The sequence below is a fragment of the Enterobacter sp. BNK-29 genome, from assembly GCF_048684785.1.
GTDB classification, from domain to species: domain Bacteria; phylum Pseudomonadota; class Gammaproteobacteria; order Enterobacterales; family Enterobacteriaceae; genus Enterobacter; species Enterobacter cloacae_M.
In genome coordinates this window covers 1,654,371-1,680,784 of record NZ_JBLQTU010000001.1, presented here as the reverse complement: position 1 = coordinate 1,680,784, position 26,414 = coordinate 1,654,371, and the positions used below count along the sequence as shown (strand labels likewise).

30 protein-coding genes and 2 pseudogenes are annotated in these 26,414 nt (G+C 54.5%); 23 read left to right on the top strand and 9 right to left on the bottom strand.

Annotated features, from left to right (window positions below; genetic code table 11):
• Nucleotides 1–3 precede the first annotated feature (3 nt).
• A complete protein-coding gene (gene tsgA / locus ACMGGX_RS08095; protein WP_021242206.1) occupies nucleotides 4–1,188 on the bottom strand; it encodes an MFS transporter TsgA in 1,185 nt (394 codons plus the stop codon).
• Nucleotides 1,189–1,467: 279 nt separating this feature from the next.
• On the opposite strand from tsgA, the gene ppiA reads away from it, so the two are divergent.
• The 5 genes and pseudogenes from ppiA to argD all read left to right on the top strand — a co-directional run bounded on the left by ppiA (nucleotide 1,468) and on the right by argD (nucleotide 4,633).
• Nucleotides 1,468–2,040: a peptidylprolyl isomerase A gene (ppiA, locus tag ACMGGX_RS08090; RefSeq protein ID WP_023309471.1), complete on the top strand. Its 573-nt coding sequence runs from the start codon at nucleotides 1,468–1,470 to the stop codon at nucleotides 2,038–2,040.
• Between the two features lie 106 nt (nucleotides 2,041–2,146).
• Nucleotides 2,147–2,218, top strand: a pseudogene (locus ACMGGX_RS08085) (YhfG family protein); the annotation flags it as partial.
• Nucleotides 2,219–2,263: 45 nt separating this feature from the next.
• Nucleotides 2,264–2,731, top strand: a pseudogene (locus ACMGGX_RS08080) (putative adenosine monophosphate-protein transferase Fic); the annotation flags it as partial.
• Nucleotides 2,732–2,761: 30 nt separating this feature from the next.
• A complete protein-coding gene (pabA, locus tag ACMGGX_RS08075; protein WP_223535665.1) occupies nucleotides 2,762–3,325 on the top strand; it encodes an aminodeoxychorismate synthase component 2 in 564 nt (187 codons plus the stop codon).
• Nucleotides 3,326–3,412: 87 nt separating this feature from the next.
• On the top strand, nucleotides 3,413–4,633 hold the full coding sequence (gene argD, locus ACMGGX_RS08070; protein ID WP_348562187.1) for a bifunctional acetylornithine/succinyldiaminopimelate transaminase: 1,221 nt from the start codon (nucleotides 3,413–3,415) through the stop codon (nucleotides 4,631–4,633).
• Here argD and ACMGGX_RS08065 read toward each other — a convergent pair.
• Both ACMGGX_RS08065 and crp read right to left on the bottom strand, forming a co-directional pair.
• On the bottom strand, nucleotides 4,630–6,717 hold the full coding sequence (locus tag ACMGGX_RS08065) for a YccS/YhfK family putative transporter (RefSeq protein WP_063441819.1): 2,088 nt from the start codon (nucleotides 6,715–6,717) through the stop codon (nucleotides 4,630–4,632). The genes argD and ACMGGX_RS08065 overlap by 4 nt on opposite strands.
• Before the next feature lie 57 nt (nucleotides 6,718–6,774).
• Nucleotides 6,775–7,407, bottom strand: coding sequence for a cAMP-activated global transcriptional regulator CRP (gene crp / locus ACMGGX_RS08060; RefSeq protein WP_000242758.1), 633 nt, complete (start codon nucleotides 7,405–7,407; stop codon nucleotides 6,775–6,777).
• 311 nt (nucleotides 7,408–7,718) lie between these two features.
• On the opposite strand from crp, the gene ACMGGX_RS08055 reads away from it, so the two are divergent.
• Nucleotides 7,719–8,123 (top strand): OsmC family protein, encoded by a 405-nt coding sequence (locus tag ACMGGX_RS08055; protein ID WP_008503018.1) that lies wholly within the window; start codon nucleotides 7,719–7,721, stop codon nucleotides 8,121–8,123.
• A gap of 66 nt (nucleotides 8,124–8,189) precedes the next feature.
• Here the strand turns inward: ACMGGX_RS08055 and ACMGGX_RS08050 are convergent, their stop codons facing one another.
• The 4 genes from ACMGGX_RS08050 to ACMGGX_RS08035 all read right to left on the bottom strand — a co-directional run bounded on the left by ACMGGX_RS08050 (nucleotide 8,190) and on the right by ACMGGX_RS08035 (nucleotide 12,344).
• The gene (locus ACMGGX_RS08050) at nucleotides 8,190–9,059 is read right to left on the bottom strand and encodes a phosphoribulokinase (protein WP_023309465.1); all 870 of its coding nucleotides are present in this window, start codon (nucleotides 9,057–9,059) and stop codon (nucleotides 8,190–8,192) included.
• Between the two features lie 30 nt (nucleotides 9,060–9,089).
• A complete protein-coding gene (locus ACMGGX_RS08045) occupies nucleotides 9,090–9,308 on the bottom strand; it encodes a YheU family protein (RefSeq protein ID WP_008503016.1) in 219 nt (72 codons plus the stop codon).
• Nucleotides 9,305–10,327, bottom strand: coding sequence for a hydrolase (locus tag ACMGGX_RS08040; protein ID WP_420298252.1), 1,023 nt, complete (start codon nucleotides 10,325–10,327; stop codon nucleotides 9,305–9,307). Before ACMGGX_RS08040 ends, ACMGGX_RS08045 begins: the two co-directional genes overlap by 4 nt.
• A 112-nt stretch (nucleotides 10,328–10,439) precedes the next feature.
• Nucleotides 10,440–12,344 (bottom strand): ABC transporter ATP-binding protein, encoded by a 1,905-nt coding sequence (locus tag ACMGGX_RS08035; protein WP_420298251.1) that lies wholly within the window; start codon nucleotides 12,342–12,344, stop codon nucleotides 10,440–10,442.
• A 135-nt stretch (nucleotides 12,345–12,479) separates the two neighbouring features.
• Here ACMGGX_RS08035 and kefG point away from each other — a divergent pair, with 135 nt between their 5' ends.
• The 4 genes from kefG (at nucleotide 12,480) to slyD (ending at nucleotide 15,738) form a co-directional block, all read left to right on the top strand.
• Nucleotides 12,480–13,034: a glutathione-regulated potassium-efflux system ancillary protein KefG gene (gene kefG / locus ACMGGX_RS08030; RefSeq protein WP_021242220.1), complete on the top strand. Its 555-nt coding sequence runs from the start codon at nucleotides 12,480–12,482 to the stop codon at nucleotides 13,032–13,034.
• The gene (gene kefB, locus ACMGGX_RS08025) at nucleotides 13,034–14,839 is read left to right on the top strand and encodes a glutathione-regulated potassium-efflux system protein KefB (protein ID WP_348562189.1); all 1,806 of its coding nucleotides are present in this window, start codon (nucleotides 13,034–13,036) and stop codon (nucleotides 14,837–14,839) included. The genes kefG and kefB overlap by 1 nt, the downstream gene beginning before the upstream one ends.
• A gap of 13 nt (nucleotides 14,840–14,852) precedes the next feature.
• Nucleotides 14,853–15,053 carry a YheV family putative zinc ribbon protein gene (locus ACMGGX_RS08020; protein WP_010436300.1) on the top strand — a complete coding sequence of 67 codons (201 nt, stop codon included), beginning with the start codon at nucleotides 14,853–14,855 and terminating at the stop codon, nucleotides 15,051–15,053.
• Between the two features lie 94 nt (nucleotides 15,054–15,147).
• Nucleotides 15,148–15,738, top strand: coding sequence for a peptidylprolyl isomerase (gene slyD / locus ACMGGX_RS08015; RefSeq protein ID WP_014833521.1), 591 nt, complete (start codon nucleotides 15,148–15,150; stop codon nucleotides 15,736–15,738).
• 197 nt (nucleotides 15,739–15,935) lie between these two features.
• Here slyD and ACMGGX_RS08010 read toward each other — a convergent pair whose 3' ends face one another.
• Nucleotides 15,936–16,154 (bottom strand): protein SlyX, encoded by a 219-nt coding sequence (locus tag ACMGGX_RS08010; RefSeq protein ID WP_023309461.1) that lies wholly within the window; start codon nucleotides 16,152–16,154, stop codon nucleotides 15,936–15,938.
• 238 nt (nucleotides 16,155–16,392) lie between these two features.
• On the opposite strand from ACMGGX_RS08010, the gene fkpA reads away from it, so the two are divergent.
• The 11 genes from fkpA to bfr all read left to right on the top strand — a co-directional run bounded on the left by fkpA (nucleotide 16,393) and on the right by bfr (nucleotide 24,593).
• Nucleotides 16,393–17,211 (top strand): FKBP-type peptidyl-prolyl cis-trans isomerase, encoded by an 819-nt coding sequence (fkpA, locus tag ACMGGX_RS08005; RefSeq protein ID WP_023309460.1) that lies wholly within the window; start codon nucleotides 16,393–16,395, stop codon nucleotides 17,209–17,211.
• A gap of 166 nt (nucleotides 17,212–17,377) precedes the next feature.
• Nucleotides 17,378–18,100, top strand: a complete 723-nt coding sequence (locus tag ACMGGX_RS08000) for a helix-turn-helix transcriptional regulator (RefSeq protein ID WP_063439153.1) — start codon at nucleotides 17,378–17,380, stop codon at nucleotides 18,098–18,100.
• A complete protein-coding gene (gene tusD / locus ACMGGX_RS07995; protein WP_348562190.1) occupies nucleotides 18,100–18,486 on the top strand; it encodes a sulfurtransferase complex subunit TusD in 387 nt (128 codons plus the stop codon). The genes ACMGGX_RS08000 and tusD overlap by 1 nt, the downstream gene beginning before the upstream one ends.
• The gene (gene tusC / locus ACMGGX_RS07990) at nucleotides 18,486–18,845 is read left to right on the top strand and encodes a sulfurtransferase complex subunit TusC (RefSeq protein WP_348562191.1); all 360 of its coding nucleotides are present in this window, start codon (nucleotides 18,486–18,488) and stop codon (nucleotides 18,843–18,845) included. Before tusD ends, tusC begins: the two co-directional genes overlap by 1 nt.
• A gap of 7 nt (nucleotides 18,846–18,852) precedes the next feature.
• The gene (gene tusB / locus ACMGGX_RS07985) at nucleotides 18,853–19,140 is read left to right on the top strand and encodes a sulfurtransferase complex subunit TusB (RefSeq protein ID WP_024907951.1); all 288 of its coding nucleotides are present in this window, start codon (nucleotides 18,853–18,855) and stop codon (nucleotides 19,138–19,140) included.
• Between the two features lie 124 nt (nucleotides 19,141–19,264).
• Entirely contained in the window at nucleotides 19,265–19,639 is a 375-nt protein-coding gene (gene rpsL / locus ACMGGX_RS07980) for a 30S ribosomal protein S12 (RefSeq protein WP_000246815.1), read from the top strand.
• Nucleotides 19,640–19,735: 96 nt separating this feature from the next.
• A complete protein-coding gene (gene rpsG, locus ACMGGX_RS07975; protein WP_004106370.1) occupies nucleotides 19,736–20,206 on the top strand; it encodes a 30S ribosomal protein S7 in 471 nt (156 codons plus the stop codon).
• 96 nt (nucleotides 20,207–20,302) lie between these two features.
• Nucleotides 20,303–22,417 carry an elongation factor G gene (gene fusA, locus ACMGGX_RS07970; RefSeq protein WP_008503004.1) on the top strand — a complete coding sequence of 705 codons (2,115 nt, stop codon included), beginning with the start codon at nucleotides 20,303–20,305 and terminating at the stop codon, nucleotides 22,415–22,417.
• Between the two features lie 69 nt (nucleotides 22,418–22,486).
• Nucleotides 22,487–23,671 carry an elongation factor Tu gene (gene tuf / locus ACMGGX_RS07965; RefSeq protein ID WP_014068448.1) on the top strand — a complete coding sequence of 395 codons (1,185 nt, stop codon included), beginning with the start codon at nucleotides 22,487–22,489 and terminating at the stop codon, nucleotides 23,669–23,671.
• 178 nt (nucleotides 23,672–23,849) lie between these two features.
• Nucleotides 23,850–24,044, top strand: a complete 195-nt coding sequence (bfd, locus tag ACMGGX_RS07960) for a bacterioferritin-associated ferredoxin (protein WP_008503493.1) — start codon at nucleotides 23,850–23,852, stop codon at nucleotides 24,042–24,044.
• Between the two features lie 72 nt (nucleotides 24,045–24,116).
• Nucleotides 24,117–24,593, top strand: a complete 477-nt coding sequence (gene bfr / locus ACMGGX_RS07955; RefSeq protein ID WP_008503492.1) for a bacterioferritin — start codon at nucleotides 24,117–24,119, stop codon at nucleotides 24,591–24,593.
• Here the strand turns inward: bfr and ACMGGX_RS07950 are convergent.
• Nucleotides 24,577–25,050, bottom strand: a complete 474-nt coding sequence (locus ACMGGX_RS07950) for a prepilin peptidase (RefSeq protein ID WP_064673113.1) — start codon at nucleotides 25,048–25,050, stop codon at nucleotides 24,577–24,579. The genes bfr and ACMGGX_RS07950 overlap by 17 nt on opposite strands.
• 380 nt (nucleotides 25,051–25,430) lie before the next feature.
• Here ACMGGX_RS07950 and rpsJ point away from each other — a divergent pair, with 380 nt between their 5' ends.
• Nucleotides 25,431–25,742, top strand: a complete 312-nt coding sequence (gene rpsJ / locus ACMGGX_RS07945; RefSeq protein ID WP_001181005.1) for a 30S ribosomal protein S10 — start codon at nucleotides 25,431–25,433, stop codon at nucleotides 25,740–25,742.
• A gap of 32 nt (nucleotides 25,743–25,774) precedes the next feature.
• Nucleotides 25,775–26,404: a 50S ribosomal protein L3 gene (rplC, locus tag ACMGGX_RS07940; RefSeq protein WP_006178923.1), complete on the top strand. Its 630-nt coding sequence runs from the start codon at nucleotides 25,775–25,777 to the stop codon at nucleotides 26,402–26,404.
• The last annotated feature ends 10 nt before the right edge of the window (nucleotides 26,405–26,414 follow it).

The window sequence follows — 26,414 nt, the reverse complement described above, 5'->3', positions numbered from 1 at the left end:
GGGTTAGTGAGACGCTGCTGCCGCGTTGTGCTGGCGGTGGCGGGTCACGAAGCCCAGGATGAAGCACATGATGAACACCACGGCATACAGACCGTTGGCGGTGTGCAGCGCCGCCAGCGGACCGCTGTGGGCGACGATCGGGCCAGTGACCACGAAGGTCAGCATGGTGCCGATGGTGCCGCAGGTCAGGACGAAGTTAACCAGCTTCGGCGAGGCCACTTTGGTCTGCAGGGAGCCCAGGGTGATGATCGAGGTATAAATGGCGCTGGAGAAGAAGCCCAGGGTCAGAATGAACCACGGCATATGCTCCGGTGAACCGTTGATGAACAGGTACATCAGCACGGTCGCCAGCCCGGCCAGCACGGTCAGAATGCGCTGCAGGTCGAAGAAGCGCAGGATGAAGCTAAACGCCCACATGCCGAACATGTAAGACATCCAGAAATCGCTCACCAGTTTACCCGCGTCGTTCAGGCTCATGCCCAGACCTTTGGCGTACTCCGGTACCCAGGAGATAAAGCCCAGCTGGCCCAGGATGTAGCACAGCGCGGCGATGGAGAGGAACAGCACGCCGATGCCCCACTTTTCTTTAGCAACGGGCTCGGCGGTGGTTTGCGCTTTCTTGCCCAGCACCGGGAATTCACAGCCGAAGGTCAGAATAAAGATCGCCACGTAGACCAGGCCGATGCAGGCATAAACCCAGTACCACTCAATGCTGCGCGCCAGCAGAACGGCCGCGACCATCGGGAAAATCATTCCGGCCATGCTGAAGAAGGAGTCGGTAAACAGCAGGCGCGCGCCGCGCTGGCGGCCTTCATACATGTGGGTAATCAGGAACGTACCGATCGACATGGTGATCCCGCTCACCAGACCCAGCACGAACATGGCGGCGGAGAACAGGGCGATGCTGTGGCTCAGCATCAGGCCCGCCACGGCGGCGACCATCAGCACAAAGCCAAAGCGCAGCTGGGTTTTCAGCGGGACGATTTCCATCAGCCAGGCATTCAGGAAGATAGAGATCAGGATCCCCGCGTTGAGGAAGGTAAAGGTGTTACTCATGCTGGAAACGGGCAGCTGGAAGTAGTCTGCGATATTCCCCATCACCATCCCGGTGACGATCACCAACGCGCCGGTCAGGGCGTAGGAGAAGAAGCTGATCCATGTGAGCTTGATGCGATTGCTGTTAGTCATGTCTGGCCTGTTCAGAAAAAGAAAAGCGCCCAGGAGGGCGCTGAGAGCGGGCAGATTTTAGACATTAAAGTGATCTATTCATATCTTTTAAGAGAAATTAGAACTTCATTGCATGTTTTTGTGTGATCGTGATCACACAAAATGGCGCTAAAGCCAACCGTTTGCGCGGTTACAACTGTTTCAATTTCGTAAAATTAGGTAAAAGGCTGGTCTCCGTTCATACTGCTCTTTAGAATCAAGCCATTCGCTTTTTATACTGCGCTTTGTTAAGGAATTCTCATGCTCAAATCAACACTGGCGGCTGTCGCAGCTGTGTTTGCTCTTTCTGCCGTTTCCCCTGCTGCGCTGGCAGCCAAAGGGGACCCTCACGTTCTGCTGACCACCTCCGCCGGGAACATTGAGCTGGAACTGAATAGCCAGAAAGCTCCGGTTTCTGTGAAAAACTTCCTCGACTACGTGAACAGTGGTTTCTATAACAACACCACCTTCCACCGCGTGATCCCAGGCTTTATGGTGCAGGGCGGCGGCTTCAACGAGCAGATGCAGCAGAAACAGCCTAACCCGCCAATCAAAAACGAAGCGGACAACGGCCTGCTGAACAAACGCGGCACTATCTCCATGGCGCGTACCGCAGACAAAGACAGCGCGACCAGCCAGTTCTTCCTGAACGTGGCGGATAACGCCTTCCTCGACCACGGTCAGCGCGACTTTGGCTATGCCGTTTTCGGTAAAATCGTGAAAGGGATGGACGTGGCCGACAAGATTTCTCAGGTGCCTACTCACGACGTCGGCCCGTATCAAAATGTGCCGTCAAAACCGGTGGTTATCCTCTCCGCAAAAGTTCTGCCGTAATTCTTCTGAACGCGGGCTTCTCCTGCCCGCATTCTGTAACCCTCCCTGCGAAAGCGCGTTTTGCTGCTTATACTTGTGGCAAACGGACTATTCAGGGAGGCGTTAAGTGAAAAAGCTCACCGACAAGCAAAAATCCCGTCTCTGGGAACAGCAGCGTAACGTCAATTTACAGGCCAGTTGTCTCCTTGAAAAAGGTAATGGTCCCTCAGAGCCCCATATTGAGACGCTGGAGCTTGGGCCTTCCGCGCCCGGGTTGCCCCATCTGTGCCTTATTCATCGTCATTTATACCGCAGCGAGATGAAGCGGGCAGGCGAGTTACGCACTGACGATATTTTTAAGGGTGACATTCCTTTCTGCCATTTCGAATACATCGAGAAGATGGGTAACGAGCTGATGGCGGCGCTGGAAAGCGAAAAGTATCTCGTGGGTCTTGAGAAAGCGGCGTTTGTTGACCGGGTTAGCCACTATTACTGCGAAATCAACATGCTGCATCCGTTTATGCGCGGCAACGGTATTGCCCAACGCGTTTTCTTCGAGCAGCTGGCGCTCCACGCGGGCTACTCGCTGGACTGGCGCGATATCGATCCCGACCAGTGGGTGGCGGCTAACCGAAGCGGCGCAACGGGAGATTTAACCGCGCTAAACGCTATCTTTGCCAAAGTAGTGAGCGAAGCGCGGGAATCTGAGTAGAATAGGGCGGCATTTTTTTCGGGAGCCGCCATGATTCTGCTGATTGATAACTACGATTCCTTCACCTGGAACCTTTACCAGTATTTTTGTGAACTGGGTGCAGAGGTGGTTGTCCGCCGTAACGACGAGATCGGACTGGACGGTATCGGGACGCTGGCTCCGCAGAAAATCGTGATTTCTCCGGGGCCGTGTACGCCGTCGGAATCGGGTATTTCTCTGGATGTTATTCAGCACTATGCCGGCAAGCTGCCGATCCTGGGCGTCTGTCTGGGCCATCAGGCAATTGCCCAGGCGTTTGGTGCCACCATCGTGCGCGCCGCGAAAGTGATGCACGGTAAAACCTCTCCGGTCACCCACGCCGGCACCGGGGTATTCACGGGGCTCAATAATCCGTTAACCGTGACGCGCTACCATTCCCTGGTCATTGACCCGTCGACCCTGCCCGACTGTTTTGAGGTGACCGCCTGGAGCGATACGCAGGAGATCATGGGTATTCGCCACCGCGAATGGGACCTCGAAGGCGTGCAGTTCCACCCGGAAAGCATCCTCAGCGAGCAGGGGCACGCGCTACTGGCAAATTTCCTCAATCGCTGAATATCTGTTGCCTTGTTGTGATTTTTTATGCATATTTTGTGATTATATTTTCACAACCACTGTGACATAAAAATGGATGGTCATGACATGGCAACTGAACAACCAGCAATTACCCGCGCGACATTTGATGAAGTGATCCTGCCGATTTATGCACCGGCTGAGTTTATCCCGGTGAAGGGAAAAGGCAGCCGCGTCTGGGATCAGCAGGGGAAAGAGTATGTGGATTTCGCGGGCGGTATTGCGGTCACGGCGCTGGGTCATTGCCATCCCGCGCTGGTTGAGGCGCTGAAAACCCAGGGCGAAACCCTGTGGCACACCAGCAACGTGTTCACCAACGAACCGGCGCTGCGCCTGGGCCGCAAGATCATCGATGCGACCTTTGCCGAGCGCGTGCTGTTTATGAACTCCGGCACCGAAGCCAACGAAACTGCCTTTAAGCTGGCGCGCTACTACGCGACAACGCGCCACAGCCCGTACAAAACCAAAATCATCGCCTTCCACAATGCCTTCCACGGACGCTCCTTCTTTACCGTCTCCGTTGGCGGCCAGCCGAAGTATTCCGACGGGTTTGGCCCGAAACCGGCCGACATTGTCCATGTGCCGTTTAACGATCTGCACGCGGTGAAAGCGGTCATGGACGACCACACCTGCGCGGTAGTCGTTGAGCCGATCCAGGGGGAAGGCGGCGTGACGGCGGCAACCCCGGAATTCCTGAAAGGGCTGCGCGAACTGTGCGACGAGCATCAGGCGCTGCTGGTCTTTGATGAAGTTCAGTGCGGGATGGGGCGTACCGGCGATCTGTTCGCGTATATGCACTACGGCGTTACGCCGGACATCCTGACCAGCGCCAAAGCGCTCGGCGGCGGTTTCCCGGTGAGTGCGGTACTGACGACGCAGGAGATCGCCTCCGCGTTCCACGTCGGTTCTCACGGTTCCACCTACGGCGGTAACCCGCTGGCGAGTGCCGTGGCGGGTGCCGCATTCGACATTATCAACACGCCGGAGGTGTTGAACGCCGTGAGCGCGAAGCGCGAGCTGTTCGTAAAACACCTGCAAAAGATTGATGAACAGTACGATGTGTTCAGCGAAATTCGCGGGATGGGGCTGTTGATTGGCGCCGAGCTGAAGCCGCAGTACAAAGGCCGGGCGCGCGACTTCCTGCACGCCGCCGCGCACGAAGGGGTGATGGTACTCAATGCCGGGCCGGACGTGATGCGCTTTGCGCCGTCGCTGGTGGTAGAAGATAAAGACATCGAAGAGGGGTTAACCCGCTTTGCCTCGGCGGTCGCGAAGATCGTTAAAGGCTAATACTCGGTTCGCTTTAACCGGCGCGTTAACCAAATGCCGTGATGCGGACGCTGACGCCATGCCACCGACGAAATGGTGTGCATGGTGTTCAGATGCCCCAGAACGCGCTGCAAATGCTGCTCCAGCGTGCTCATTGGGCCGTGGGTTAACGTCTCCGGCGCTTCCAGAATGTTTGAGTCGCCCGACTCGCCCGGCGCGTCATACTCCAGACGCTGCTGACACCTCTGCAACGCAATTTCACACGACTGCAAATAGCGCTGCGCCAGATCCGGCGTCAGCATCGTGTGCTCGCGCGCCAGCGTGGTCATGGCGTTAATATGCTCGACGATAAACTGGCTGTGCGTCACCCAGAGCTTCATGTCTGCCAGATAGTGCGAGTTAAAGCCCGGCTCCTGCATCGCCTGGTTGAGCGAGTTAAACAGGGCGTTGTGCGCCTGGTTGACCTTCATCCGCTGCCAGGCCAGCGGCGTCGGTTGAGGATTGTCGCTGAGGATTAGCCTGATGGCCTCCTGATCCGCTTCCAGCGCGTCGTGGGCGTTCTGCCTCAGCAGCCCGCTCTGCCACTGCGGCCACAGCCAGACCATTCCGCCAAAGGCAATCAGGCAGCCGATCAGGGTATCAATCAGCCTGGCGACAATAAACTGTTCGCCATTGAGCGTGAGCAGCTGCAGGGTATATACCGCCGTCACCGTAAAGCCCACCATCGCCCAGCCGTAGTTTTTGCGGATAATCAGATAACTCACCAGCGTAATCGCCAGCATCCCTGCCAGGGTATAGCCTTCCGGCACGTGGAAGTGCAGCGTTACGCCCGCAATGATCAGCCCGGCCAGCGTTCCGCCAGCCCGATGCAGAATACGCACCCGCGTGGCGCCGTAGCCGTTCTGGGTGACAAACAGCACGGTCATTAAGATCCAGTAGGGTTTCGGCAGGTGCAGCGCCATGCCCATCAGGCTGGCGGTACTGAGCATCACGCTGATCCTTGCGGCGTTGCGCAGGGCGGACGATTTAAGAGAAAGATAGCTTTTGAGCGCGGGCAATAACGGAAGCCGTTTTTGCTTATCCGCCATCAGGTCGCGGGGATAAAGCGGGCGCTGCGTGCGCAACACGCGGGCGATGCGGCTGAAGTGCCAGGCGGCAAACTGGCCGACCGGGTTATCGGGATGCTGGCGGGCGATTTTCTCCAGCGCGCCTAGCTGCTTGTCCATGTTAAAGCGCGTCGGGTAACGGTGATAGAGAATATCATCGGCCAGCACGCGCAGACGCGCGGACACGGTTTGTGCGTTCCAGCGGATCACCGCTTCGGCGTGGCTGCGCTCGACCAGCTTTTGCACCTCCTGCGGGTGATGAAGGCTTACGGAGATGTGCTCCTGTAGATCCAGCCCGACCTGGAAGGTGCGTAGCAGCCGTTTGTATTCGTGGTTCTTGTTGGCGGCGAGCATATGCAGCTGCTGATAGCACTGGCTTATGAGATCCACCACCTTCTGCTGGCGCGTCAGCAGCGGCGGTAAGGATTTTTCCGGGTCGGTATGCTGGGTGAGCAGGGTGTATTTAGCTTCGCAGTAATCCGCAAGCTGCACATAGAGCAGGCTCAGGGATTCACGCAGCGGCTGTTCGCGCCACAGCCAGAACCAAAACCAGTTAAACAGCCCGTACCATAATGTCCCCAGGGCGTAGATCAGCAGCGGCTCCCATACCGGCATGTTCCCGGCGAGGCTCAGCGTGAAAATGGCCGCGATCAGCGAGGCGGGAAGCAGGCGAGCGTGCAGAGAACTGATTTCCGCCGTGACGCCGAGGGTCATCGCCAGCACGGTCAGGATCAGCGGCAGCGGGATATCACGAGCCAGTAACAGCTGTACGGCGAGGCTACAGCCCGCAAACAGGCAGCCGCCGATAATCAGGCGTTTGAAAAAGCGCTTATGCGGCGTGTCCAGACCGGCGATGTTGCAGCAGGCGGGCACGAGGGAAAACAGCAGGCCTTGCTGAAGATGTCCGAGGATCAGGCCTATGGCCACAGGAAGACACAACACCAGCGTTTGTCGCAGTGCGTAGTTAACTTCCGGGTGATAGATCAGCCTGCGCCACATGGGGAATAGAGACAAAAACGGCGTGACACCTTGCGATGGCACGCCGTTTAAGCGGAATTAACGCGTTCCGTAGACCACGATGGTTTTACCGTGGGCGGAGATCAGGTTTTGATCTTCCAGCATTTTCAGGATACGGCCCACTGTTTCACGGGAGCAACCGACGATCTGACCAATTTCCTGACGGGTAATTTTAATTTGCATGCCGTCCGGGTGGGTCATGGCGTCTGGCTGTTTCGCCAGGTTCAACAGGGTTTGTGCGATACGGCCTGTAACGTCCAGGAAGGCGAGGTTACCCACTTTCTCAGACGTGACCTGCAGACGGCGCGCCATCTGGGAAGAAAGACGCATCAGGATATCAGGGTTAACCTGAATCAGCTGACGGAACTTCTTGTAAGAAATTTCAGCCACTTCACATGCTGTCTTTGCACGAACCCAGGCGCTACGTTCCTGGCCCTCTTCAAACAGGCCCAGTTCACCGATGAAATCGCCCTGGTTCAGATAAGAAAGGATCATCTCTTTCCCTTCTTCATCTTTGATCAGCACTGCCACCGAGCCTTTAACGATGTAATACAACGTTTCCGCTTTTTCACCCTGGTGAATCAGCGTGCTCTTCGATGGGTACTTATGAATGTGGCAATGAGACAAGAACCATTCGAGAGTCGGGTCTGTTTGCGGTTTGCCAAGCACCATGCGCTGTTATCCTCTGTTATAAGCTGTCACCAGAGTCATCAGATGCATCCGGACTCTGGGGTTGCAATCGAATTCTTACCCATACCCTGGGAAGTCGGCTACCGTAACGTTTCGCAGCCAGTAAAGTTTGATGTCCTCTGCATACACGTGTAACGTCAATGTATTACTGTAGCATCCTGAGTGTTTTAGCATAGCTTTCGCCGCGTGTCTCCTGGTGTCTCGCTTCAGCATGATGCAGGTCGCCTTCCATTGCGAGAAATGTAACGCACGCGTAATCTGTCACCAAAAATGCAACGTTGGAGTTAATGAATATGCAAGCGCGCGTGAAATGGGTTGAAGGTTTAACGTTCCTGGGCGAGTCCGCGTCAGGACACCAGATTTTGATGGACGGTAACTCCGGCGATAAAGCTCCCAGCCCAATGGAAATGGTGCTGATGGCGGCAGGCGGATGCAGCGCAATTGACGTGGTGTCGATTCTGCAAAAAGGACGTCATGACGTGACGGATTGTGAGGTTAAACTCACGTCAGAACGTCGCGAAGAGGCGCCACGCCTGTTCACCCATATTAACCTGCACTTTGTGGTCACCGGTAAAGAACTGAAAGACGCGGCGGTCTCACGTGCGGTGGACCTGTCTGCGGAGAAGTACTGCTCTGTGGCGTTAATGCTGGAGAAAGCGGTAAAAATCACGCATTCGTATGAAGTGATCGAGGCGTGATTGTTGGGGCATCGTGCGTGTTGATGCCCTCACCCTAACCCTCTCCCACTGGGAGAGGGAACATGCTCACGCGATCTGCTTCCCTTCCATCAGTCGCTCCACCAGCGGCGTCATGATGAGCTCCATCGCCAGCCCCATTTTTCCGCCCGGCACGACTAACGTATTCATGTGCGAAATAAACGAGCCCTGCAGCATTGCCAGCAGCCACGGGTAATCAATGCCTTCGAGATTGCGGAAATGGATCACCACAAAACTCTCATCCAGCGACGGGATGCTTTTAGCGGCAAACGGGTTGGAGGTGTCCACCGTCGGCACGCGCTGGAAGTTGATATGGGTGCGGGAGAACTGCGGCGTCAGGAAGTTAATGTAATCCTCCATGGAGCGCACCACGGAGTCCATCACCGCCTCTCGCGAATGGCCGCGCTCGCTCATGTCGCGCGTCAGCTTCTGGATCCACTCCAGGTTAACGATAGGGACCACGCCGACCAGCAGATCCACGTGGCGCGCCACGTCGTGTTGAGGGGTGACCACGCCGCCGTGCAATCCTTCGTAAAACAGGACGTCGGTAGGTTCCGGCAGCGGCTGCCACGGGGTAAAGGTTCCCGGTACCTGATTCCAGGGGACGGCTTCATCATAGGTGTGCAGATACTTGCGGGACTGCCCTTTGCCACTCTTACCGTACTCTATAAAGGTTTGTTCCAGCAGGCCGAAGTCATTGGCTTCCGGGCCGAAGTAGCTGATGTGTTTACCCGAATCGCGCGCCTTACGAATGGCCATGTCCATCTCCGGACGCGTGTAGCGGTGAAAGCTGTCGCCTTCGACCTCCGCCGCACGGAGATTCAGCTGGGCGAAAATCTTGCGAAATGCGAGGCTGGTGGTGGTGGTTCCCGCACCACTCGACCCCGTAACGGCAATAACCGGATGTCTGGCAGACATAGCAACTCCCTGACTGAAAAGGGTGGAAGATCAGCCGTGAAACGCGTTGCGGGGCATGATATTGACCGTCTCATGCAGTTCTGACCACACCAGCACCACGTCGCCGCTTTTCAGCTGGCGCTTAACATCGTTGACCTTTTGCTCAAGCGAGCGTTCCTGTTCACCATAATCGGTGCCTTCGCGTAATACAAAGCTTTCAATCAGATTATCGAGCGTTTCGGGAGCCAGATCCTGCCAGGGAATAATCATTTTGCACCGTCCAGATAAGGGGTCAGCCAGTCAGGAATACGCGCCTCAAGCCACATTTTCGGGCGGCGCAGCGTGCCGCCGATAAACCCGACGTGGCCGCCATGCTCGGTCAACTGATAGTGAACGTTGTCGGGCAGGAATTCCTGAGCGGGGATCGAGTGATGATCCATAAACGGGTCATCTTTGGCGTGAATAATCAGCGTTGGCTGCGTGATCTTGCTGAGCAGCGGCATGGCGCTGCACTGACGATAATAGTCAATCGCATCGGCGAAGCCGTGGATTTTCGCGGTGATCAGGTCGTCGAACTCACGGATACGACGCACCTTTTTCAGCTGGCGCAGGCTTACCGGCAGGGTATCCGGGTAGGCCTTCAGCTTACGCGCCGCGTTGGCCTTCAGAAGGTTGAGCAGGTAGCGCTGGTAGACGCGGGAAAAGCCTTTATCCATGTGGTAGCTGCACTGCTCGAGCATAAACGGCGCGGAGACAATGACGGCGGCATCCAGCGGTACGCTATCGCCCTCTTTGGCCAGCAGACAGGCCAGCATATTGCCGCCCAGCGAGTAGCCCACGGCGGCCGTTGGCACGGTGCCATAATTTTCCCGCAGCCAGTGTAAAAACCACGTCCCGTCTTCGGTTTCACCCGAGTGATAAATGCGTTTCTGACGATTCGGTTCGCCGCTGCAGCCGCGAAAATGCATCACCACGCCGAGCCAGCCGCGCGCTTTTGTCGCCTCAATTAACCCATGCGCATACGGGCTGTGCAGGCTGCCTTCCAGACCGTGGAAAACCACCAGACGCGGCTTATGGCGAGCCTGTTCAGGCGCTTCGCTCCAGGCGAGATCCAGAAAATCACCGTCTGGCAGGTCAAGCCGTTGCCAGTGCGGTGTGAACTGAACCTTGCGGCGGATCAGTCGCGGCAGCATGGTCTGCAAATGGGGATTGGCCACGCCGCGCATAGGCACGAACTCAGTGCTGTCTTCGGCCGCAATGTCGAAGTCTGATGGAATGATTTGGGTCATAAGCGCGATGCTGATTCTTGTCGGAAATTTACGATACTTTCCGAATTGTACCCCGTTTAAGCTGGATTTCCGAACCCGGTACGGATTCTGTTCTTCAAACGGGGTAAAAAGGTCAGTCAGCCTGCAGCATCGCTTCCAGCTGTTCCTGCGCGTCCAGCCACGCCATCTCGCACTCTTCGAGGCTGGATTTGGTCTTCGCCTGCGTTTGCAGGCAGTCCGTCAGCTCAGCCTTGCGGCTCTGGTCATACAGACCGCTGTCGCCGAGCTTCTCTTCAACGATAGCCAGCGTGGCGTTGAGCTTTTCCATCTCTTTTTCGAGACGGGTAATCTCTTTACGCAGCGGCTGCGTCTGGGTGCGCAGCTCCGCTTCACGACGCTTCTGGTCTTTACGCGCCTGCGCGCTGTTGGCGTTGTCTTTCGCTGACTCTTCCGGCTGGTTTTCCTGCTTCTGCACGTCCGTCAGCCACTGCTGGTAGTCTTCCAGATCGCCGTCGAACGGTTCAACTTTGCCGCCGTGCACTAAATAGAGATCGTCCGTGGTGGAGCGGATCAGGTGACGGTCGTGCGAAACCACCACCAGCGCGCCCTCGAACTCAATCAGCGCTTCGGTCAGCGCCTGGCGCATGTCGAGATCCAGGTGGTTGGTCGGTTCATCGAGCAGCAGCAGGTTCGGGCGCTGCCAGACGATCAGCGCCAGCACCAGACGGGCCTTTTCGCCGCCGGAGAAGCGCTCGGTGTTTTCAGTCACCTTATCGCCCTGGAAGCCAAAGCCGCCGAGATAGTCGCGCAGCTTCTGCTCCATCTCCTGCGGCGCCAGACGCGCGAGGTGCTGAATCGGTGATTCATCCGCGCGTAAAAATTCCAGCTGATGCTGGGCGAAGTAACCCAGCTTGATGCCCTTCGCCAGGCCGATTTCGCCGCTGACCGGGTTAAGCTCGCCCGCCAGCAGTTTGATCAGCGTCGATTTACCGGCGCCGTTACGCCCCAGCAGGCCAATGCGTGAACCCGGCACCAGGTTGAGCTTGATGGATTCGAGAATAATGCGGTCGGCATAGCCCGCGCTGACCTTCTCCATCTTCAGCAGCGGGTTCGGCAGGCTTTCCGGCTCGCGGAAGCTGAAGTGGAACGGGTTATCCACGTGCGCCGGGGCGATCATCTCCATACGTTCCAGCATCTTGATGCGGCTCTGGGCCTGCTTGGCTTTTGACGCTTTGGCCTTAAAGCGATCCACGAAGCTCTGCAGGTGCGCTACGCGCTGCTGCTGGCTTTCGTACATGGACTGCTGCTGGGCGAGACGCGTCGCGCGCTGGCGCTCGAAGGAGCTGTAGTTGCCGGTGTACTCGAACATCGTTTGCTGTTCGATATGAATGATTTTATCCACTACCGGGTCAAGGAAGTCGCGGTCGTGGGAGATCAGAATCAGAGTGCCCTGATAGCTCTTGAGCCACTTCTCCAGCCAAATAACCGCATCGAGATCGAGGTGGTTGGTCGGTTCGTCAAGCAACAGCAGGTCAGAGCGGCAGATCAGCGCCTGCGCCAGGTTGAGGCGCATACGCCAGCCGCCGGAGAAGTCGCTGACCGGGCGTTCCAGCTGTTCGTTGCTGAAGCCCAGGCCGTGCAGCAGGCTGGAGGCGCGGGAGCGAATGGTCCACGCGTCGATGGCGTCCAGCTTGCCGTGAACTGTGGCGATGGCGTGACCGTCGTTGCGCTCGTTAGCAGAATGAAGTTCCGCTTCGAGCTTGCGGTATTCACGGTCGCCGTCGATAACATAGTCGAGTGCCGGTTCGCTCAGCGCCGGCGTCTCCTGGTTTACCCAGGCGAGCTGCCAGTTTCCCGGGAAGGTAAAGTTACCGCCATCCGCGCTAATCTCGTTTTTCAGCAGCGCCAGCAGGGTGGATTTACCGCAGCCGTTTTTGCCGACCAGACCCACTTTTTGGCCCGGGTTGATGGTAGCAGTGGCGTTATCCAGCAGGACGCGCACGCCGCGACGAATTTGTAACGAGGAGAAAACAATCATAGAAGCGCCGTATGTTCCGACTATGTTAATTTGTCATTATGATAATGTAAGGTGTGGGCCATTTTCCGCACCGGGCCGCCATGGTAGCCCAAAACAGCGACGATACACAAAAACAGAAACAAGACCGGGAGGGGAATGATGTCTCAGACAGCAAAAGTGCTGCTGCTGTATGCCCATCCGGAATCTCAGGACTCGGTGGCAAACCGGGTGCTGCTTAAGCCGGCCACACAGCTTAGTAACGTAACGGTGCACGATCTCTACGCGCACTATCCTGATTTCTTTATTGATATCCCTTACGAGCAGGAACTGCTGCGTCAGCATGACGTGATTGTGTTCCAGCATCCGCTTTATACCTATAGCTGTCCGGCGCTGCTGAAAGAGTGGCTGGACCGCGTGCTGAGCCGGGGCTTCTCCAGCGGGGTGGGGGGCAACCAGCTGGCGGGAAAGTACTGGCGTAGTGTGATTACGACCGGTGAACCCGAAAGCGCTTACCGCCACGACGGGCTGAACCGCTATCCGATGAGCGACATCCTGCGGCCTTTCGAGCTGACGGCGGCCATGTGCCGTATGCACTGGATGAGCCCGATTATTGTCTACTGGGCGCGGCGTCAGGATCCGAAAGAGCTGGCAAGCCACGCCAGAGCCTACGGTGAATGGCTGGCGTCACCCATTCCGGCAGGAGGTCGTTAATGGAAGGATCGAATTTGCTCCTCGCCGGGGTGCTGTTTTTGTTTGCGGCCGTCGTCGCGGTGCCGCTTGCTGCACGGATTGGTATCGGCGCGGTGCTGGGGTATCTGCTTGCGGGGATCGCGATTGGCCCCTGGGGGCTGGGATTCATCAGCGATGTCGATGAGATTCTCCATTTCTCCGAGCTGGGCGTGGTGTTCCTGATGTTCATCATCGGCCTGGAGCTGAATCCTTCGAAATTGTGGCAGCTCCGACGCTCTATCTTTGGCGTGGGCGCCGCGCAGGTGTTGTTCAGCGCCGCGATCCTGGGCGGGCTGCTAATGCTGACCAACTTTTCATGGCAGGCGGCGGTGATTGGCGGGATAGGCCTTGCGATGTCGTCGACGGCGATGGCGCTGCAGCTGATGCGCGATAAAGGGATGAATCGCAACGAAGCCGGACAGCTGGGCTTTTCGGTGCTGCTGTTCCAGGATTTGGCGGTGATCCCGGCGCTGGCGCTGGTGCCGCTGCTGGCGGGGGCCGGGGACGATCACTTCGACTGGGCTAAAATCGCCATGAAGGTGCTGGCCTTCGCGGGCATGCTGATTGGAGGTCGTTTCCTGCTACGTCCCGTGTTTCGCTTTATTGCCGCGTCGGGCGTTCGCGAGGTGTTTACCGCCGCGACGCTGCTGCTGGTGCTGGGATCGGCGTTGTTTATGGACGCGCTGGGGCTGTCGATGGCGCTCGGGACCTTTATCGCCGGGGTGCTGCTAGCGGAGAGCGAGTATCGGCACGAGCTGGAAATTGCCATCGATCCCTTCAAAGGGCTGCTGTTAGGCCTGTTCTTTATTTCGGTGGGGATGGCGCTCAACCTCGGTGTGCTCTATACCCATCTGCTGTGGGTAGTAGTGAGCGTCGCCATCCTGGTGGCGGTGAAGATGCTGGTGCTGTACGTCATGTCACGTATCTACGGGCTGCGCAGTTCGGAACGCATGCAGTTTGCCAGCGTGTTGAGCCAGGGAGGCGAGTTCGCGTTTGTGCTGTTCTCCACCGCATCTTCCCAGAAGCTGTTTAAAGACGATCAGATGGCGCTTTTGCTGGTGACGGTCACGCTGTCTATGATGACCACGCCGCTGCTGATGAAGCTGGTGGATAAACTGCTGTCGCGTCGCCTGAATCCAGCTGACGATGAAGACGAAGCGCCGTGGGTGGAAGACGACAAGCCGCAGGTGATTGTGGTGGGCTTTGGCCGTTTCGGACAGGTTATCGGGCGTTTGCTGATGGCGAACAAAATGCGCATTACGGTACTGGAGCGGGATATCAGCGCGGTCAACCTGATGCGTAAATATGGCTACAAGGTTTACTACGGCGACGCGACCCAGCTCGAGCTGCTGCGCTCGGCGGGGGCGGAAGCGGCAGAGTCCATCGTGATTACCTGTAACGATCCGGAAGACACGATGAAGCTGGTGGAGCTGTGCCAGCAGCATTTCCCGCATCTGCATATTCTGGCGCGTGCGCGGGGACGTGTTGAAGCTCACGAATTATTGCAGGCCGGTGTGAAACACTTCTCCCGTGAGACGTTCTCCAGTGCGCTGGAGCTGGGCCGTAAGGCGCTGATCTCGCTCGGCATGCATCCGCATCAGGCTCAGCGCGCCCAGATGCACTTCCGCCGGCTGGATATGCGGATGTTGCGCGAGCTGATGCCGGTACATACCGATACGGCGCAGATCTCCCGCGTGCGGGAAGCACGTCGCGAGCTGGAGGAGATCTTCCAGCGAGAGATGCAACAGGAACGACGCCAGCTTGATGGCTGGGATGAATTTGAATAAAGGGTAACGAAAGATGGCTGTACGTAAACGCTTTATCGCGGGTGCAAAATGCCCGACCTGCCAGGCGCAAGATACCCTGGCGATGTGGCGGGAAAATAATATTGATGTTGTTGAGTGTGTTAAGTGCGGTCACCAGATGCGTGAGGCCGATAAAGAGGCCCGCGATCACGTTCGCAAAGAAGAGCAAGTTATCGGGATTTTTCATCCGGACTAGCGATATGCCCTGAGTTTTTTTAAGCTAAAGGGTACACGGGTGCAGATTTCCGCTACAATCTGCGCCAGCAATTTTCCCACGCTCAGGAGATATCATGAAAGTAGCAAAAGACCTGGTGGTCAGCCTGGCCTATCAGGTACGTACAGAAGACGGTGTGTTGGTTGATGAGTCTCCGGTGAGTGCGCCGCTTGACTACCTGCATGGTCACGGTTCCCTGATTTCTGGCCTGGAAAACGCGCTGGAAGGTCATGAAGTTGGCGACAAATTTGACGTTGCTGTAGGCGCGAACGACGCTTACGGTCAGTATGACGACAATCTGGTTCAGCGCGTTCCTAAAGACGTGTTCATGGGCGTTGACGAACTGCAGGTTGGCATGCGCTTCCTGGCTGAAACTGACCAGGGTCCGGTTCCTGTTGAAATCACCGAAGTGGAAGATGACCACGTCGTGGTTGACGGTAACCACATGCTGGCTGGCCAGAACCTGAAGTTCAACGTAGAAGTTGTTGCGATCCGTGAAGCGACCGAAGAAGAGCTGGCTCATGGCCACGTTCACGGTGCACATGGTCACGACCATGACCACGATCACGGCCACGACGGCTGCTGCGGTGGTCACGGCCACGATCACGACCATGGTCACGACCACGGTAAAGGTGGTTGCGGTAACGGCGGCTGCGGCTGCCACTAATACCCGTCGTCTTTCAAGCCGCAGGTGCGTTGGCTGCGCTTTCAAACCCCGGTCACATAGTTATCTATGCTCCCGGGGATTTTCAAGCTTGCCGCCTTCCTGCGACACGAAATCCATAGGGTATTTGGTATGTAGGCCCGGTAAGCTTCGCGCCACCGGGCACAAAAAAAGCGGGATAATCCCGCTTTTTTTTCGCCTCAATAATGAGGAGGTGGCGTCTCTTCTGACTGAGAGGCAATGTTTGACGGCTGTGTAGCCTTCAGTTTTTCCGTCAGCAGGCGCATATGATCCCGCAGTTTTGCCATTTCGAGCTCATGTGCGGTCACGGTCTGGTTTAGCTCTTCGATGGTGATGTCCTGAAAAGCCAGGCGGCTTTCCAGCTCAGCCATTCTCGCTTCTATTGCTGTATCCTTCATCATTCACCTCGTTTGTTTCAGATTCGCCATAATGGCCCTGCGGCGGCGCAGTTTAACTGAGTTTATCCTTAAGTACAGTCTGCATCCCTTTGGCAGGAAACTTATTTAAACAAAAATAGTCTGAAAAGTGGCGAGAATTGGAAGTGTCTGTCTGTAGATTTCTTCCGCAACGTTTTATAGTACGTAACTCATTTACGTTTAACGCTGGGGTGAGAGTCCCCAGGCCCTGGAGATATGGATGAAATCACTGTTTAAAGTAACGCTGCTGGCGACGACGATGGCTGTTGCGCTGAACGCGCCGCTGTCATTCGCTGCTGATACTGCTGCGAAGCCTGCTGCCACTGCAGACAGCAAAGCGGCGTTCAAAAATGACGACCAGAAATCCGCCTATGCACTGGGCGCATCTCTGGGTCGCTACATGGAAAACTCTCTGAAAGAACAAGAGAAACTGGGCATCAAACTGGATAAAGCTCAGCTGATCGCGGGCGTTCAGGACGCATTTGCAGATAAGAGCAAGCTGTCTGACCAGGAAATTGAACAGACTCTGCAGGCGTTCGAAGCGCGCGTGAAGGGTGCCGCGCAGACCAAGATGGACGCGGACGCTAAAGACAACGAAGCGAAAGGCAAAGCCTACCGCGATACTTTTGCCAAAGAGAAGGGTGTGAAAACCTCTTCTACTGGCCTGGTGTACAAAGTTGAGAAAGAAGGCACCGGCGATGCGCCTAAAGACAGCGACACCGTTGTTGTGAACTACAAAGGTACGCTGATCGACGGTAAAGAGTTCGATAACTCTTACACCCGCGGTGAGCCGCTCTCCTTCCGTCTGGATGGTGTGATCCCTGGCTGGACTGAAGGCCTGAAAAACATCAAGAAAGGCGGCAAGATCAAGATGGTTATTCCACCGGATCTGGCCTATGGCAAAACCGGCGTTCCGGGTATCCCTGCCAACTCTACGCTGGTCTTTGACGTAGAGCTGCTGGATATCAAACCGGCACCGAAAGCGGATGCGAAAGCAGACGCACCGGCTGACGATAAAGCCGCTGCTGCTAAGAAGTAATGTTGAAAAAAACCGCCGCCTTTCAGGCGGCGGTTTTTTTATTGTGGGGCAGATATAATTAACACTGGAAAGCGCTACGCACGCTGTATTAATTTAGTTGTCCGTGTAGATAATGAGCCTGCCCTGAAAACCTAACGACAGGCTCCTGAAAAGGAGTGTTTTTTTCATGTCCAGGTCGCTTTTAACCAACGAAACCAGTGAACTTGATTTGCTGGATCAACGTCCTTTCGATCAGACCGACTTCGATATTCTGAAATCCTACGAAGCGGTAGTGGACGGGTTAGCGATGCTCATTGGCTCCCACTGCGAAATCGTATTGCACTCCCTGCAAGATCTGAAGTGTTCCGCCATCCGCATTGCGAATGGTGAGCATACTGGCCGTAAAATTGGTTCGCCAATTACCGACCTTGCATTGCGTATGCTGCATGACATGACCGGCGCGGACAGCAGCGTCTCCAAATGCTATTTCACCCGCGCCAAAAGCGGCGTGCTGATGAAATCAGAAACCATCGCGATTCGAAACCGTGAGCATCGTGTTATTGGGCTACTGTGCATTAACATGAACCTTGATGTGCCATTCTCGCAAATCATGAGCACCTTTGTTCCACCAGAAACGCCGGACGTTGGCTCTTCTGTTAACTTTGCCTCCTCCGTTGAAGATCTGGTGACGCAGACGCTTGAGTTTACGATTGAAGAGGTGAATGCCGATCGCAACGTCTCGAACAACGCCAAGAATCGTCAGATCGTGCTCAATCTTTATGAAAAAGGAATTTTTGATATTAAAGACGCTATCAACCAGGTGGCCGATCGTCTGAACATCTCCAAGCACACGGTCTACCTCTATATTCGCCAGTTCAAAAGCGGCGATTTCCAGGGACAAGACAAGTAATGCGTTTTGCATTAATGGTGACAGGCCCGGCGTACGGCACTCAGCAGGCCAGCAGCGCGCTGCAGTTTGCGCATGCGCTACTGGCGGCCGGACACGAGCTGGCGAGCGTCTTCTTCTATCGGGAAGGGGTGTATAACGCGAATCAGTTTACGTCACCGGCGAGCGATGAGTTCGATCTGGTGCGCGCCTGGCAGGCATTAAACGAAAAGCAGGGCGTAGAACTGCACATCTGCGTGGCGGCGGCACTGCGCCGCGGGGTGACCGATGCAACCGAAGCCACACGTCTTGGTTTATCGGGTTCTAACCTGCAGCCCGGCTTTTCGTTGAGTGGTCTGGGTGAACTGGCACAGGCGGCATTAACCTGCGACAGAGTGGTGCAATTCTGATGAAGCGCTTAGCATTTGTTTTTTCCTCCGCACCGCACGGCAATGCGTCCGGTAGAGAAGGGCTGGATGCGCTGCTCGCGACCTCAGCATTGACCGAAGATATCGGTGTCTTCTTTTTGGGCGACGGCGTATTTCAGCTTCTGGCGGGGCAACAGCCTCAGGCTATTCTGGCGCGTGATTACATCGCGACGTTCAAAGTATTACCGCTTTACGATATCGAAACCTTCTATGTCTGTGCCGACTCCCTGGCCGCGCGCGGTTTAAACGAGGCAACGCCTTTCGTGCTGGATGTGACAGTCCTGTCTTCTGCTGCATTGCGCGAACACCTTTCCCACTACGACACCGTTCTGACTTTCTGAGGCTGACATGCTCCATACTCTGAGCCATTCACCGTGGCAATGTGATATCGACGCGTTACTGAGTATGCTGCGCGAAGGTGATGATCTGCTGCTGATTCAGGATGGCGTGCTTGCCGCACTGGAAGGCAGTCGTTTCGTTGAAATTCTCACGAATGCCCCCATAACAGTCTCTGCGCTGAAGGACGATCTGGATGCGCGGGGTCTTTCTGGTCAAATTTCAGCCAAAATTGACGTGGTTGGCTATACTGATTTCGTCAATCTTACTGTGACGCACGCCAGTCAAATGAACTGGTGATTTGAGATCGCTGTATATTTCTTGACACCTTTTCGACGTAGCCCTAAAATTTCGCGTCCTCATATTGTATGAGGTCGTTTTATTACGTGTTTACGAAGCAAAAGCTAAAACCAGGAGCTATTTAATGGCAACAGTTAACCAGCTGGTACGCAAACCACGCGCGCGCAAAGTTGCAAAGAGCAACGTGCCTGCGCTGGAAGCCTGCCCGCAGAAACGTGGTGTATGTACTCGTGTATATACCACCACTCCTAAAAAACCAAACTCCGCACTGCGTAAAGTATGCCGTGTGCGTTTGACTAACGGTTTCGAAGTGACTTCCTACATCGGTGGTGAAGGTCACAACCTGCAGGAGCACTCCGTGATCCTGATCCGTGGCGGTCGTGTTAAAGACCTTCCGGGTGTTCGTTACCACACCGTTCGTGGTGCGCTCGACTGCTCAGGTGTTAAAGACCGTAAGCAGGCTCGCTCCAAGTACGGCGTGAAGCGTCCTAAGGCTTAATGGTTCTCCGTTAAGTAAGGCCAAACTGATTTATCTTAATGTCAAACTAAACTCTTTGAGTTTTGGACAATCCTGAATTAACAACGGAGTATTCCCATGCCACGTCGTCGCGTCATTGGTCAGCGTAAAATTCTTCCAGATCCGAAATTCGGATCAGAACTGCTGGCAAAATTTGTAAATATCCTGATGGTAGATGGTAAAAAATCTACTGCAGAAGCAATCGTATACAGCGCGCTTGAGACCCTGGCTCAGCGTTCTGGTAAAAATGAACTGGAAGCTTTCGAAGTCGCTCTCGACAACGTTCGCCCAACCGTAGAAGTTAAGTCCCGCCGCGTTGGTGGTTCTACTTATCAGGTTCCAGTTGAAGTTCGTCCGGTTCGTCGTAATGCTCTGGCAATGCGTTGGATCGTTGAAGCTGCTCGTAAACGCGGTGATAAATCCATGGCTCTGCGTCTGGCGAACGAACTTTCTGATGCTGCAGACAACAAAGGTACTGCAGTTAAGAAACGTGAAGACGTTCACCGTATGGCAGAAGCCAACAAGGCGTTCGCACACTACCGTTGGTAATCCCTTCGGAGTATTAGTCACCAGGCGGGCGCTTCAGAGAAGCCGCCCGCTCTGGGTAACTTAACTGAACGCCTAAAGATATAAACGAGGAATCAAATGGCTCGTACAACACCCATCGCACGCTACCGTAACATCGGTATCAGTGCGCACATCGACGCCGGTAAAACCACTACTACCGAACGTATTCTGTTCTACACCGGTGTAAACCACAAAATCGGTGAAGTTCATGACGGCGCAGCCACCATGGACTGGATGGAACAGGAGCAGGAGCGTGGTATCACTATCACCTCCGCAGCGACTACTGCATTCTGGTCAGGTATGGCTAAGCAGTACGAACCGCATCGCGTAAACATCATCGACACCCCAGGGCACGTTGACTTCACCATCGAAGTAGAACGTTCCATGCGTGTTCTTGACGGCGCGGTAATGGTTTATTGCGCAGTTGGTGGTGTTCAGCCACAGTCTGAAACCGTATGGCGTCAGGCGAACAAATATAAAGTTCCACGCATCGCGTTCGTTAACAAAATGGACCGTATGGGTGCTAACTTCCTGAAAGTTGTTGGCCAGATCAAAACCCGTCTGGGCGCGAACCCTGTTCCGCTGCAGCTGGCAATTGGTGCTGAAGAAGGCTTCACCGGCGTTATCGACCTGGTGAAAATGAAAGCCATCAACTGGAACGATGCAGACCAGGGCGTTACCTTCGAATACGAAGATATCCCAGCTGCAATGCAGGACCTGGCTGACGAATGGCACCAGAACCTGATCGAATCCGCTGCTGAAGCTTCTGAAGAGCTGATGGAGAAATACCTGGGTGGTGAAGAACTGACTGAAGAAGAGATCAAAAAAGCTCTGCGTCAGCGCGTTCTGAACAACGAAATCATCCTGGTAACCTGTGGTTCTGCGTTCAAGAACAAAGGTGTTCAGGCGATGCTGGATGCGGTAGTTGACTACCTGCCATCCCCGGTTGACGTTCCTGCGATCAACGGCATCCTGGACGACGGTAAAGATACTCCGGCTGAGCGTCACGCAAGCGACGAAGAGCCATTCTCTGCACTGGCGTTCAAAATTGCTACCGACCCATTCGTGGGTAACCTGACCTTCTTCCGCGTTTACTCTGGTGTGGTTAACTCCGGTGACACCATCCTGAACTCCGTGAAAGCGGCGCGTGAACGTTTTGGCCGTATCGTACAGATGCACGCTAACAAACGTGAAGAGATCAAAGAAGTTCGTGCGGGCGACATCGCTGCAGCTATCGGTCTGAAAGACGTGACCACTGGTGACACCCTGTGTGACCCGGATCACCCGATCATTCTGGAGCGTATGGAATTCCCTGAGCCGGTAATCTCCATCGCAGTTGAACCAAAAACCAAAGCTGACCAGGAAAAAATGGGTCTGGCTCTGGGCCGTCTGGCGAAAGAAGACCCATCATTCCGCGTATGGACTGATGAAGAATCTAACCAGACCATCATCGCTGGTATGGGTGAACTGCACCTGGACATCATCGTTGACCGTATGAAGCGTGAATTCAACGTTGAAGCGAACGTGGGTAAACCTCAGGTTGCTTACCGCGAAGCGATTCGTGCGAAAGTTACCGACATTGAAGGTAAACACGCTAAGCAGTCTGGTGGTCGCGGTCAGTACGGTCACGTTGTGATCGACATGTACCCACTGGAGCCGGGCTCTAACCCGAAAGGTTACGAGTTCATCAACGACATCAAAGGTGGTGTAATTCCTGGCGAATACATCCCAGCCGTTGATAAAGGCATTCAGGAACAGCTGAAAGCGGGCCCTCTGGCTGGCTATCCGGTTGTTGACATGGGTGTTCGTCTGCACTTCGGTTCTTACCACGACGTTGACTCCTCTGAACTGGCGTTTAAACTGGCTGCGTCTATTGCCTTTAAAGAAGGCTTTAAGAAAGCAAAACCAGTTCTGCTTGAGCCAATCATGAAGGTTGAAGTAGAAACTCCTGAAGAGAACACCGGTGACGTTATCGGTGACTTGAGCCGTCGTCGCGGTATGCTGCGTGGTCAGGAATCCGAAGTAACTGGCGTTAAGATCCACGCTGAAGTTCCGCTGTCTGAAATGTTCGGATATGCAACTCAGCTGCGTTCTCTGACCAAAGGTCGTGCATCATACACCATGGAATTCCTGAAGTATGATGATGCGCCTAACAACGTTGCTCAGGCCGTTATTGAAGCCCGTGGTAAGTAATCCACAGGATTAAAACCTAAGTCCCGTGCTCTCTCCACAGGGGAGAGCACTATAGTAAGGAATATAGCCGTGTCTAAAGAAAAATTTGAACGTACAAAACCGCACGTCAACGTTGGTACTATCGGCCACGTTGACCATGGTAAAACTACCCTGACTGCTGCAATCACTACCGTTCTGGCTAAAACCTACGGTGGTTCTGCTCGTGCATTCGACCAGATCGATAACGCACCAGAAGAAAAAGCTCGTGGTATCACCATCAACACTTCCCACGTTGAATATGACACCCCGACTCGCCACTACGCACACGTAGACTGCCCAGGCCACGCCGACTATGTTAAAAACATGATCACCGGTGCTGCGCAGATGGACGGCGCGATCCTGGTTGTTGCTGCGACTGACGGCCCAATGCCTCAGACTCGTGAGCACATCCTGCTGGGTCGTCAGGTAGGCGTTCCTTTCATCATCGTGTTCCTGAACAAATGCGACATGGTTGATGACGAAGAGCTGCTGGAACTGGTAGAGATGGAAGTTCGTGAACTGCTGTCTCAGTACGATTTCCCGGGCGACGATACTCCAATCGTTCGTGGTTCTGCTCTGAAAGCGCTGGAAGGCGAAGCAGAGTGGGAAGCGAAAATCATCGAACTGGCTGGCTTCCTGGATTCTTACATCCCAGAACCAGAGCGTGCGATTGACAAGCCATTCCTGCTGCCAATCGAAGACGTATTCTCCATCTCCGGTCGTGGTACCGTTGTTACCGGTCGTGTAGAGCGCGGTATCATCAAAGTTGGCGAAGAAGTTGAAATCGTTGGTATCAAAGAGACTGCGAAGTCTACCTGTACTGGCGTTGAAATGTTCCGCAAACTGCTGGACGAAGGCCGTGCTGGTGAGAACGTTGGTGTTCTGCTCCGTGGTATCAAACGTGAAGAAATCGAACGTGGTCAGGTTCTGGCGAAGCCAGGCTCAATCAAGCCACACACCAAGTTCGAATCTGAAGTGTACATCCTGTCCAAAGACGAAGGCGGCCGTCATACTCCGTTCTTCAAAGGCTACCGTCCACAGTTCTACTTCCGTACAACTGACGTGACCGGTACCATCGAACTGCCAGAAGGCGTTGAGATGGTAATGCCAGGCGACAACATCAAGATGGTTGTGACTCTGATCCACCCAATCGCGATGGACGACGGTCTGCGTTTCGCAATCCGTGAAGGCGGCCGTACCGTTGGCGCGGGCGTTGTTGCTAAAGTTCTGGGCTAATTAATTATCCCCGAATAAAAAAGGACGCTTCGGCGTCCTTTTTTGTTTTCTGCCGCTCAGGTACTGTCACAAAATTACGCATTTTTAGCCTGCTCCCGCCCCGTATTGTGGCGTTTGTGCTATTGTAATCATAACCATTCTCACTTACACTTTGCGCATAATTTGAACGGGAGTCTCTATGTACGTTTGTTTATGTAATGGTGTAAGCGACAAGAAAATACGTCAGGCCGTTCGTCAGTTTCAGCCTCAGTCATTTCAGCAGCTACGCAAATTTGTTCCGGTGGGAAATCAATGCGGTAAATGTGTACGTGCTGCGCGAGAGATCATGCAGGACGAATTGATGCAGATCCCGGAATACAAAGAGATCGCGTAAGCGCCCATCTTTTTTTTGACATCCCTGTAGCCCGATCTACGCTTCAATGAGTGGAAGCGGAGGGACTATATAATGAAAGGTGATGTTAAAATCATAAGTTATCTCAATAAATTATTGGGAAATGAGCTTGTCGCAATTAACCAGTACTTTCTTCACGCGAGAATGTTCAAAAACTGGGGGCTTAAACGTCTGAACGACGTTGAGTACCATGAATCGATCGATGAAATGAAGCACGCTGATAAATATATCGAGCGTATTTTATTCCTTGAAGGTATTCCAAACCTGCAGGATCTCGGAAAGCTGGGCATCGGAGAAGATGTCGAAGAGATGCTGCGTTCCGACCTCAGGCTGGAACTTGAAGGCGCCAAAGATCTCCGTGAAGCCATTGCCTATGCCGACAGCGTACATGACTACGTCAGTCGCGATATGATGATCCAGATCCTGGCCGATGAAGAAGGCCATATTGACTGGCTGGAAACGGAGCTGGATCTGATTGCTAAAATTGGTCTGCAGAACTACCTTCAATCGCAGATTAAAGTGGAAGAGTAACCACCGTCTTCCAGCCTACGCATAAACCCGCTGCTGCCAGAAATGGCCCAAAAGGCAGTGGGTTTTTTAATGCTCCCTTATCGCCCGTGAGTAACGAAAACACAAGAATGCTAAGTAGCGCCATAAGCGCAGCGAGTAACGCCAGCGTAGGCAGCATGCACCAGCCATGCCATGCACCAAGCGCCGCCAGGTATTTTACATCACCGTATCCCATCCCTTCACGCCGGCAGATAAACCGATATCCCCAGTAAATAACGGCAAAGCCGACATATCCAGCCATCGCTCCCACCACTGCACTTGGCAGAAAATCAGGTTGGACACAGAGCTGAAAGAGCAGGCCCGCCCATAGCAGCGGGCAGAGAAATTTATCAGGAAGCAGTCCGTAGCGAATATCTGCACGGACGAGAAAGGCAGTCAGCGAAAAATAGACCAGCAAAAAGGGGAGGGTGGTTAACATGGCAAAGGCCTCAAAGGGGTTTGAGCGCATCCTCGCTATAATCAGCCTGGTCGGCAATCTATAAAAACGACACTTGCGTAGGGGCTCGAGACAAAGCCTTGAGAAGGGATACATTGCGTAAAAAGTTGCGTGCCCTTACGCATATTGCGCCTCTGGCGCTTAATTTCTAAACGGCACTTGCGTCTTGTCCAGATTTACGTATAATGCGCGGGCTTGTCGTAATTGACGGCGGGTTCAATCAGAACCAGAGTAGCTCATTTTGTTACTCAACAATGCTCCCAATTGGGGAGCTACGTAAGAACGGTTACACTCTCCCATCAATCGTAATGGGTTTGAGGAGTAATCATTTTCGTTTATAAAATAATTGGAGCTCTGGTCTCATGCAGAACCAAAGAATCCGTATCCGCCTTAAAGCGTTTGATCATCGTCTGATCGATCAATCAACCGCGGAAATCGTCGAGACTGCTAAGCGCACTGGTGCGCAAGTCCGTGGTCCGATCCCGCTGCCGACCCGCAAAGAGCGCTTCACCGTTCTGATCTCTCCGCACGTTAACAAAGACGCGCGCGATCAGTACGAAATCCGCACTCACAAGCGTCTGGTTGACATCGTTGAGCCAACTGAGAAAACCGTTGATGCTCTGATGCGTCTGGATCTGGCTGCCGGTGTAGACGTGCAGATCAGCCTGGGTTAATCAGGTCATCGAGCGATTGAGAGGTTGATACAATGATTGGTTTAGTCGGTAAAAAAGTGGGCATGACCCGCATCTTCACTGAAGATGGCGTTTCAATCCCAGTAACCGTAATCGAAGTTGAAGCAAACCGCGTTACCCAGGTTAAAGATCTGGCTAACGATGGCTACCGCGCTGTTCAGGTGACCACTGGTGCTAAAAAAGCTAACCGTGTAACCAAACCAGAAGCGGGTCACTTCGCTAAAGCTGGCGTAGAAGCTGGCCGTGGTCTGTGGGAATTCCGTCTTGCTGAAGGCGAAGAGTTCACCGTAGGTCAGGACATTAGCGTTGAGCTGTTTGCTGACGTTAAAAAAGTTGACGTAACCGGTACCTCTAAAGGTAAAGGTTTTGCTGGTACCGTTAAGCGCTGGAACTTCCGTACCCAAGACGCTACCCACGGTAACTCCTTGTCTCACCGCGTTCCGGGTTCTATCGGTCAGAACCAGACTCCGGGCAAAGTGTTCAAAGGCAAGAAAATGGCAGGTCAGCTGGGTAACGAACGTGTGACCGTTCAGAGCCTGGACGTAGTACGTGTTGACGCTGAGCGCAACCTGCTGCTGGTTAAAGGTGCAGTTCCGGGTGCAACCGGTAGCGACCTGATCGTTAAACCAGCTGTGAAGGCGTAAGGGGATAGCA

Bases quoted from the DNA above. Each gene is read 5' to 3' on its own strand.
- tsgA (WP_021242206.1), bottom strand. From the start codon at position 1,188: ATGACTAACAGCAATCGCATCAAGCTCACATGGATCAGCTTCTTCTCC.
- ppiA (WP_023309471.1), top strand. From the start codon at position 1,468: ATGCTCAAATCAACACTGGCGGCTGTCGCAGCTGTGTTTGCTCTTTCT.
- pabA (WP_223535665.1), top strand. From the start codon at position 2,762: ATGATTCTGCTGATTGATAACTACGATTCCTTCACCTGGAACCTTTAC.
- argD (WP_348562187.1), top strand. From the start codon at position 3,413: ATGGCAACTGAACAACCAGCAATTACCCGCGCGACATTTGATGAAGTG.
- ACMGGX_RS08065 (WP_063441819.1), bottom strand. From the start codon at position 6,717: ATGTGGCGCAGGCTGATCTATCACCCGGAAGTTAACTACGCACTGCGA.
- crp (WP_000242758.1), bottom strand. From the start codon at position 7,407: ATGGTGCTTGGCAAACCGCAAACAGACCCGACTCTCGAATGGTTCTTG.
- ACMGGX_RS08055 (WP_008503018.1), top strand. From the start codon at position 7,719: ATGCAAGCGCGCGTGAAATGGGTTGAAGGTTTAACGTTCCTGGGCGAG.
- ACMGGX_RS08050 (WP_023309465.1), bottom strand. From the start codon at position 9,059: ATGTCTGCCAGACATCCGGTTATTGCCGTTACGGGGTCGAGTGGTGCG.
- ACMGGX_RS08045 (WP_008503016.1), bottom strand. From the start codon at position 9,308: ATGATTATTCCCTGGCAGGATCTGGCTCCCGAAACGCTCGATAATCTG.
- ACMGGX_RS08040 (WP_420298252.1), bottom strand. From the start codon at position 10,327: ATGACCCAAATCATTCCATCAGACTTCGACATTGCGGCCGAAGACAGC.
- ACMGGX_RS08035 (WP_420298251.1), bottom strand. From the start codon at position 12,344: ATGATTGTTTTCTCCTCGTTACAAATTCGTCGCGGCGTGCGCGTCCTG.
- kefG (WP_021242220.1), top strand. From the start codon at position 12,480: ATGATGTCTCAGACAGCAAAAGTGCTGCTGCTGTATGCCCATCCGGAA.
- kefB (WP_348562189.1), top strand. From the start codon at position 13,034: ATGGAAGGATCGAATTTGCTCCTCGCCGGGGTGCTGTTTTTGTTTGCG.
- ACMGGX_RS08020 (WP_010436300.1), top strand. From the start codon at position 14,853: ATGGCTGTACGTAAACGCTTTATCGCGGGTGCAAAATGCCCGACCTGC.
- slyD (WP_014833521.1), top strand. From the start codon at position 15,148: ATGAAAGTAGCAAAAGACCTGGTGGTCAGCCTGGCCTATCAGGTACGT.
- ACMGGX_RS08010 (WP_023309461.1), bottom strand. From the start codon at position 16,154: ATGAAGGATACAGCAATAGAAGCGAGAATGGCTGAGCTGGAAAGCCGC.
- fkpA (WP_023309460.1), top strand. From the start codon at position 16,393: ATGAAATCACTGTTTAAAGTAACGCTGCTGGCGACGACGATGGCTGTT.
- ACMGGX_RS08000 (WP_063439153.1), top strand. From the start codon at position 17,378: ATGTCCAGGTCGCTTTTAACCAACGAAACCAGTGAACTTGATTTGCTG.
- tusD (WP_348562190.1), top strand. From the start codon at position 18,100: ATGCGTTTTGCATTAATGGTGACAGGCCCGGCGTACGGCACTCAGCAG.
- tusC (WP_348562191.1), top strand. From the start codon at position 18,486: ATGAAGCGCTTAGCATTTGTTTTTTCCTCCGCACCGCACGGCAATGCG.
- tusB (WP_024907951.1), top strand. From the start codon at position 18,853: ATGCTCCATACTCTGAGCCATTCACCGTGGCAATGTGATATCGACGCG.
- rpsL (WP_000246815.1), top strand. From the start codon at position 19,265: ATGGCAACAGTTAACCAGCTGGTACGCAAACCACGCGCGCGCAAAGTT.
- rpsG (WP_004106370.1), top strand. From the start codon at position 19,736: ATGCCACGTCGTCGCGTCATTGGTCAGCGTAAAATTCTTCCAGATCCG.
- fusA (WP_008503004.1), top strand. From the start codon at position 20,303: ATGGCTCGTACAACACCCATCGCACGCTACCGTAACATCGGTATCAGT.
- bfd (WP_008503493.1), top strand. From the start codon at position 23,850: ATGTACGTTTGTTTATGTAATGGTGTAAGCGACAAGAAAATACGTCAG.
- bfr (WP_008503492.1), top strand. From the start codon at position 24,117: ATGAAAGGTGATGTTAAAATCATAAGTTATCTCAATAAATTATTGGGA.
- ACMGGX_RS07950 (WP_064673113.1), bottom strand. From the start codon at position 25,050: ATGTTAACCACCCTCCCCTTTTTGCTGGTCTATTTTTCGCTGACTGCC.
- rpsJ (WP_001181005.1), top strand. From the start codon at position 25,431: ATGCAGAACCAAAGAATCCGTATCCGCCTTAAAGCGTTTGATCATCGT.
- rplC (WP_006178923.1), top strand. From the start codon at position 25,775: ATGATTGGTTTAGTCGGTAAAAAAGTGGGCATGACCCGCATCTTCACT.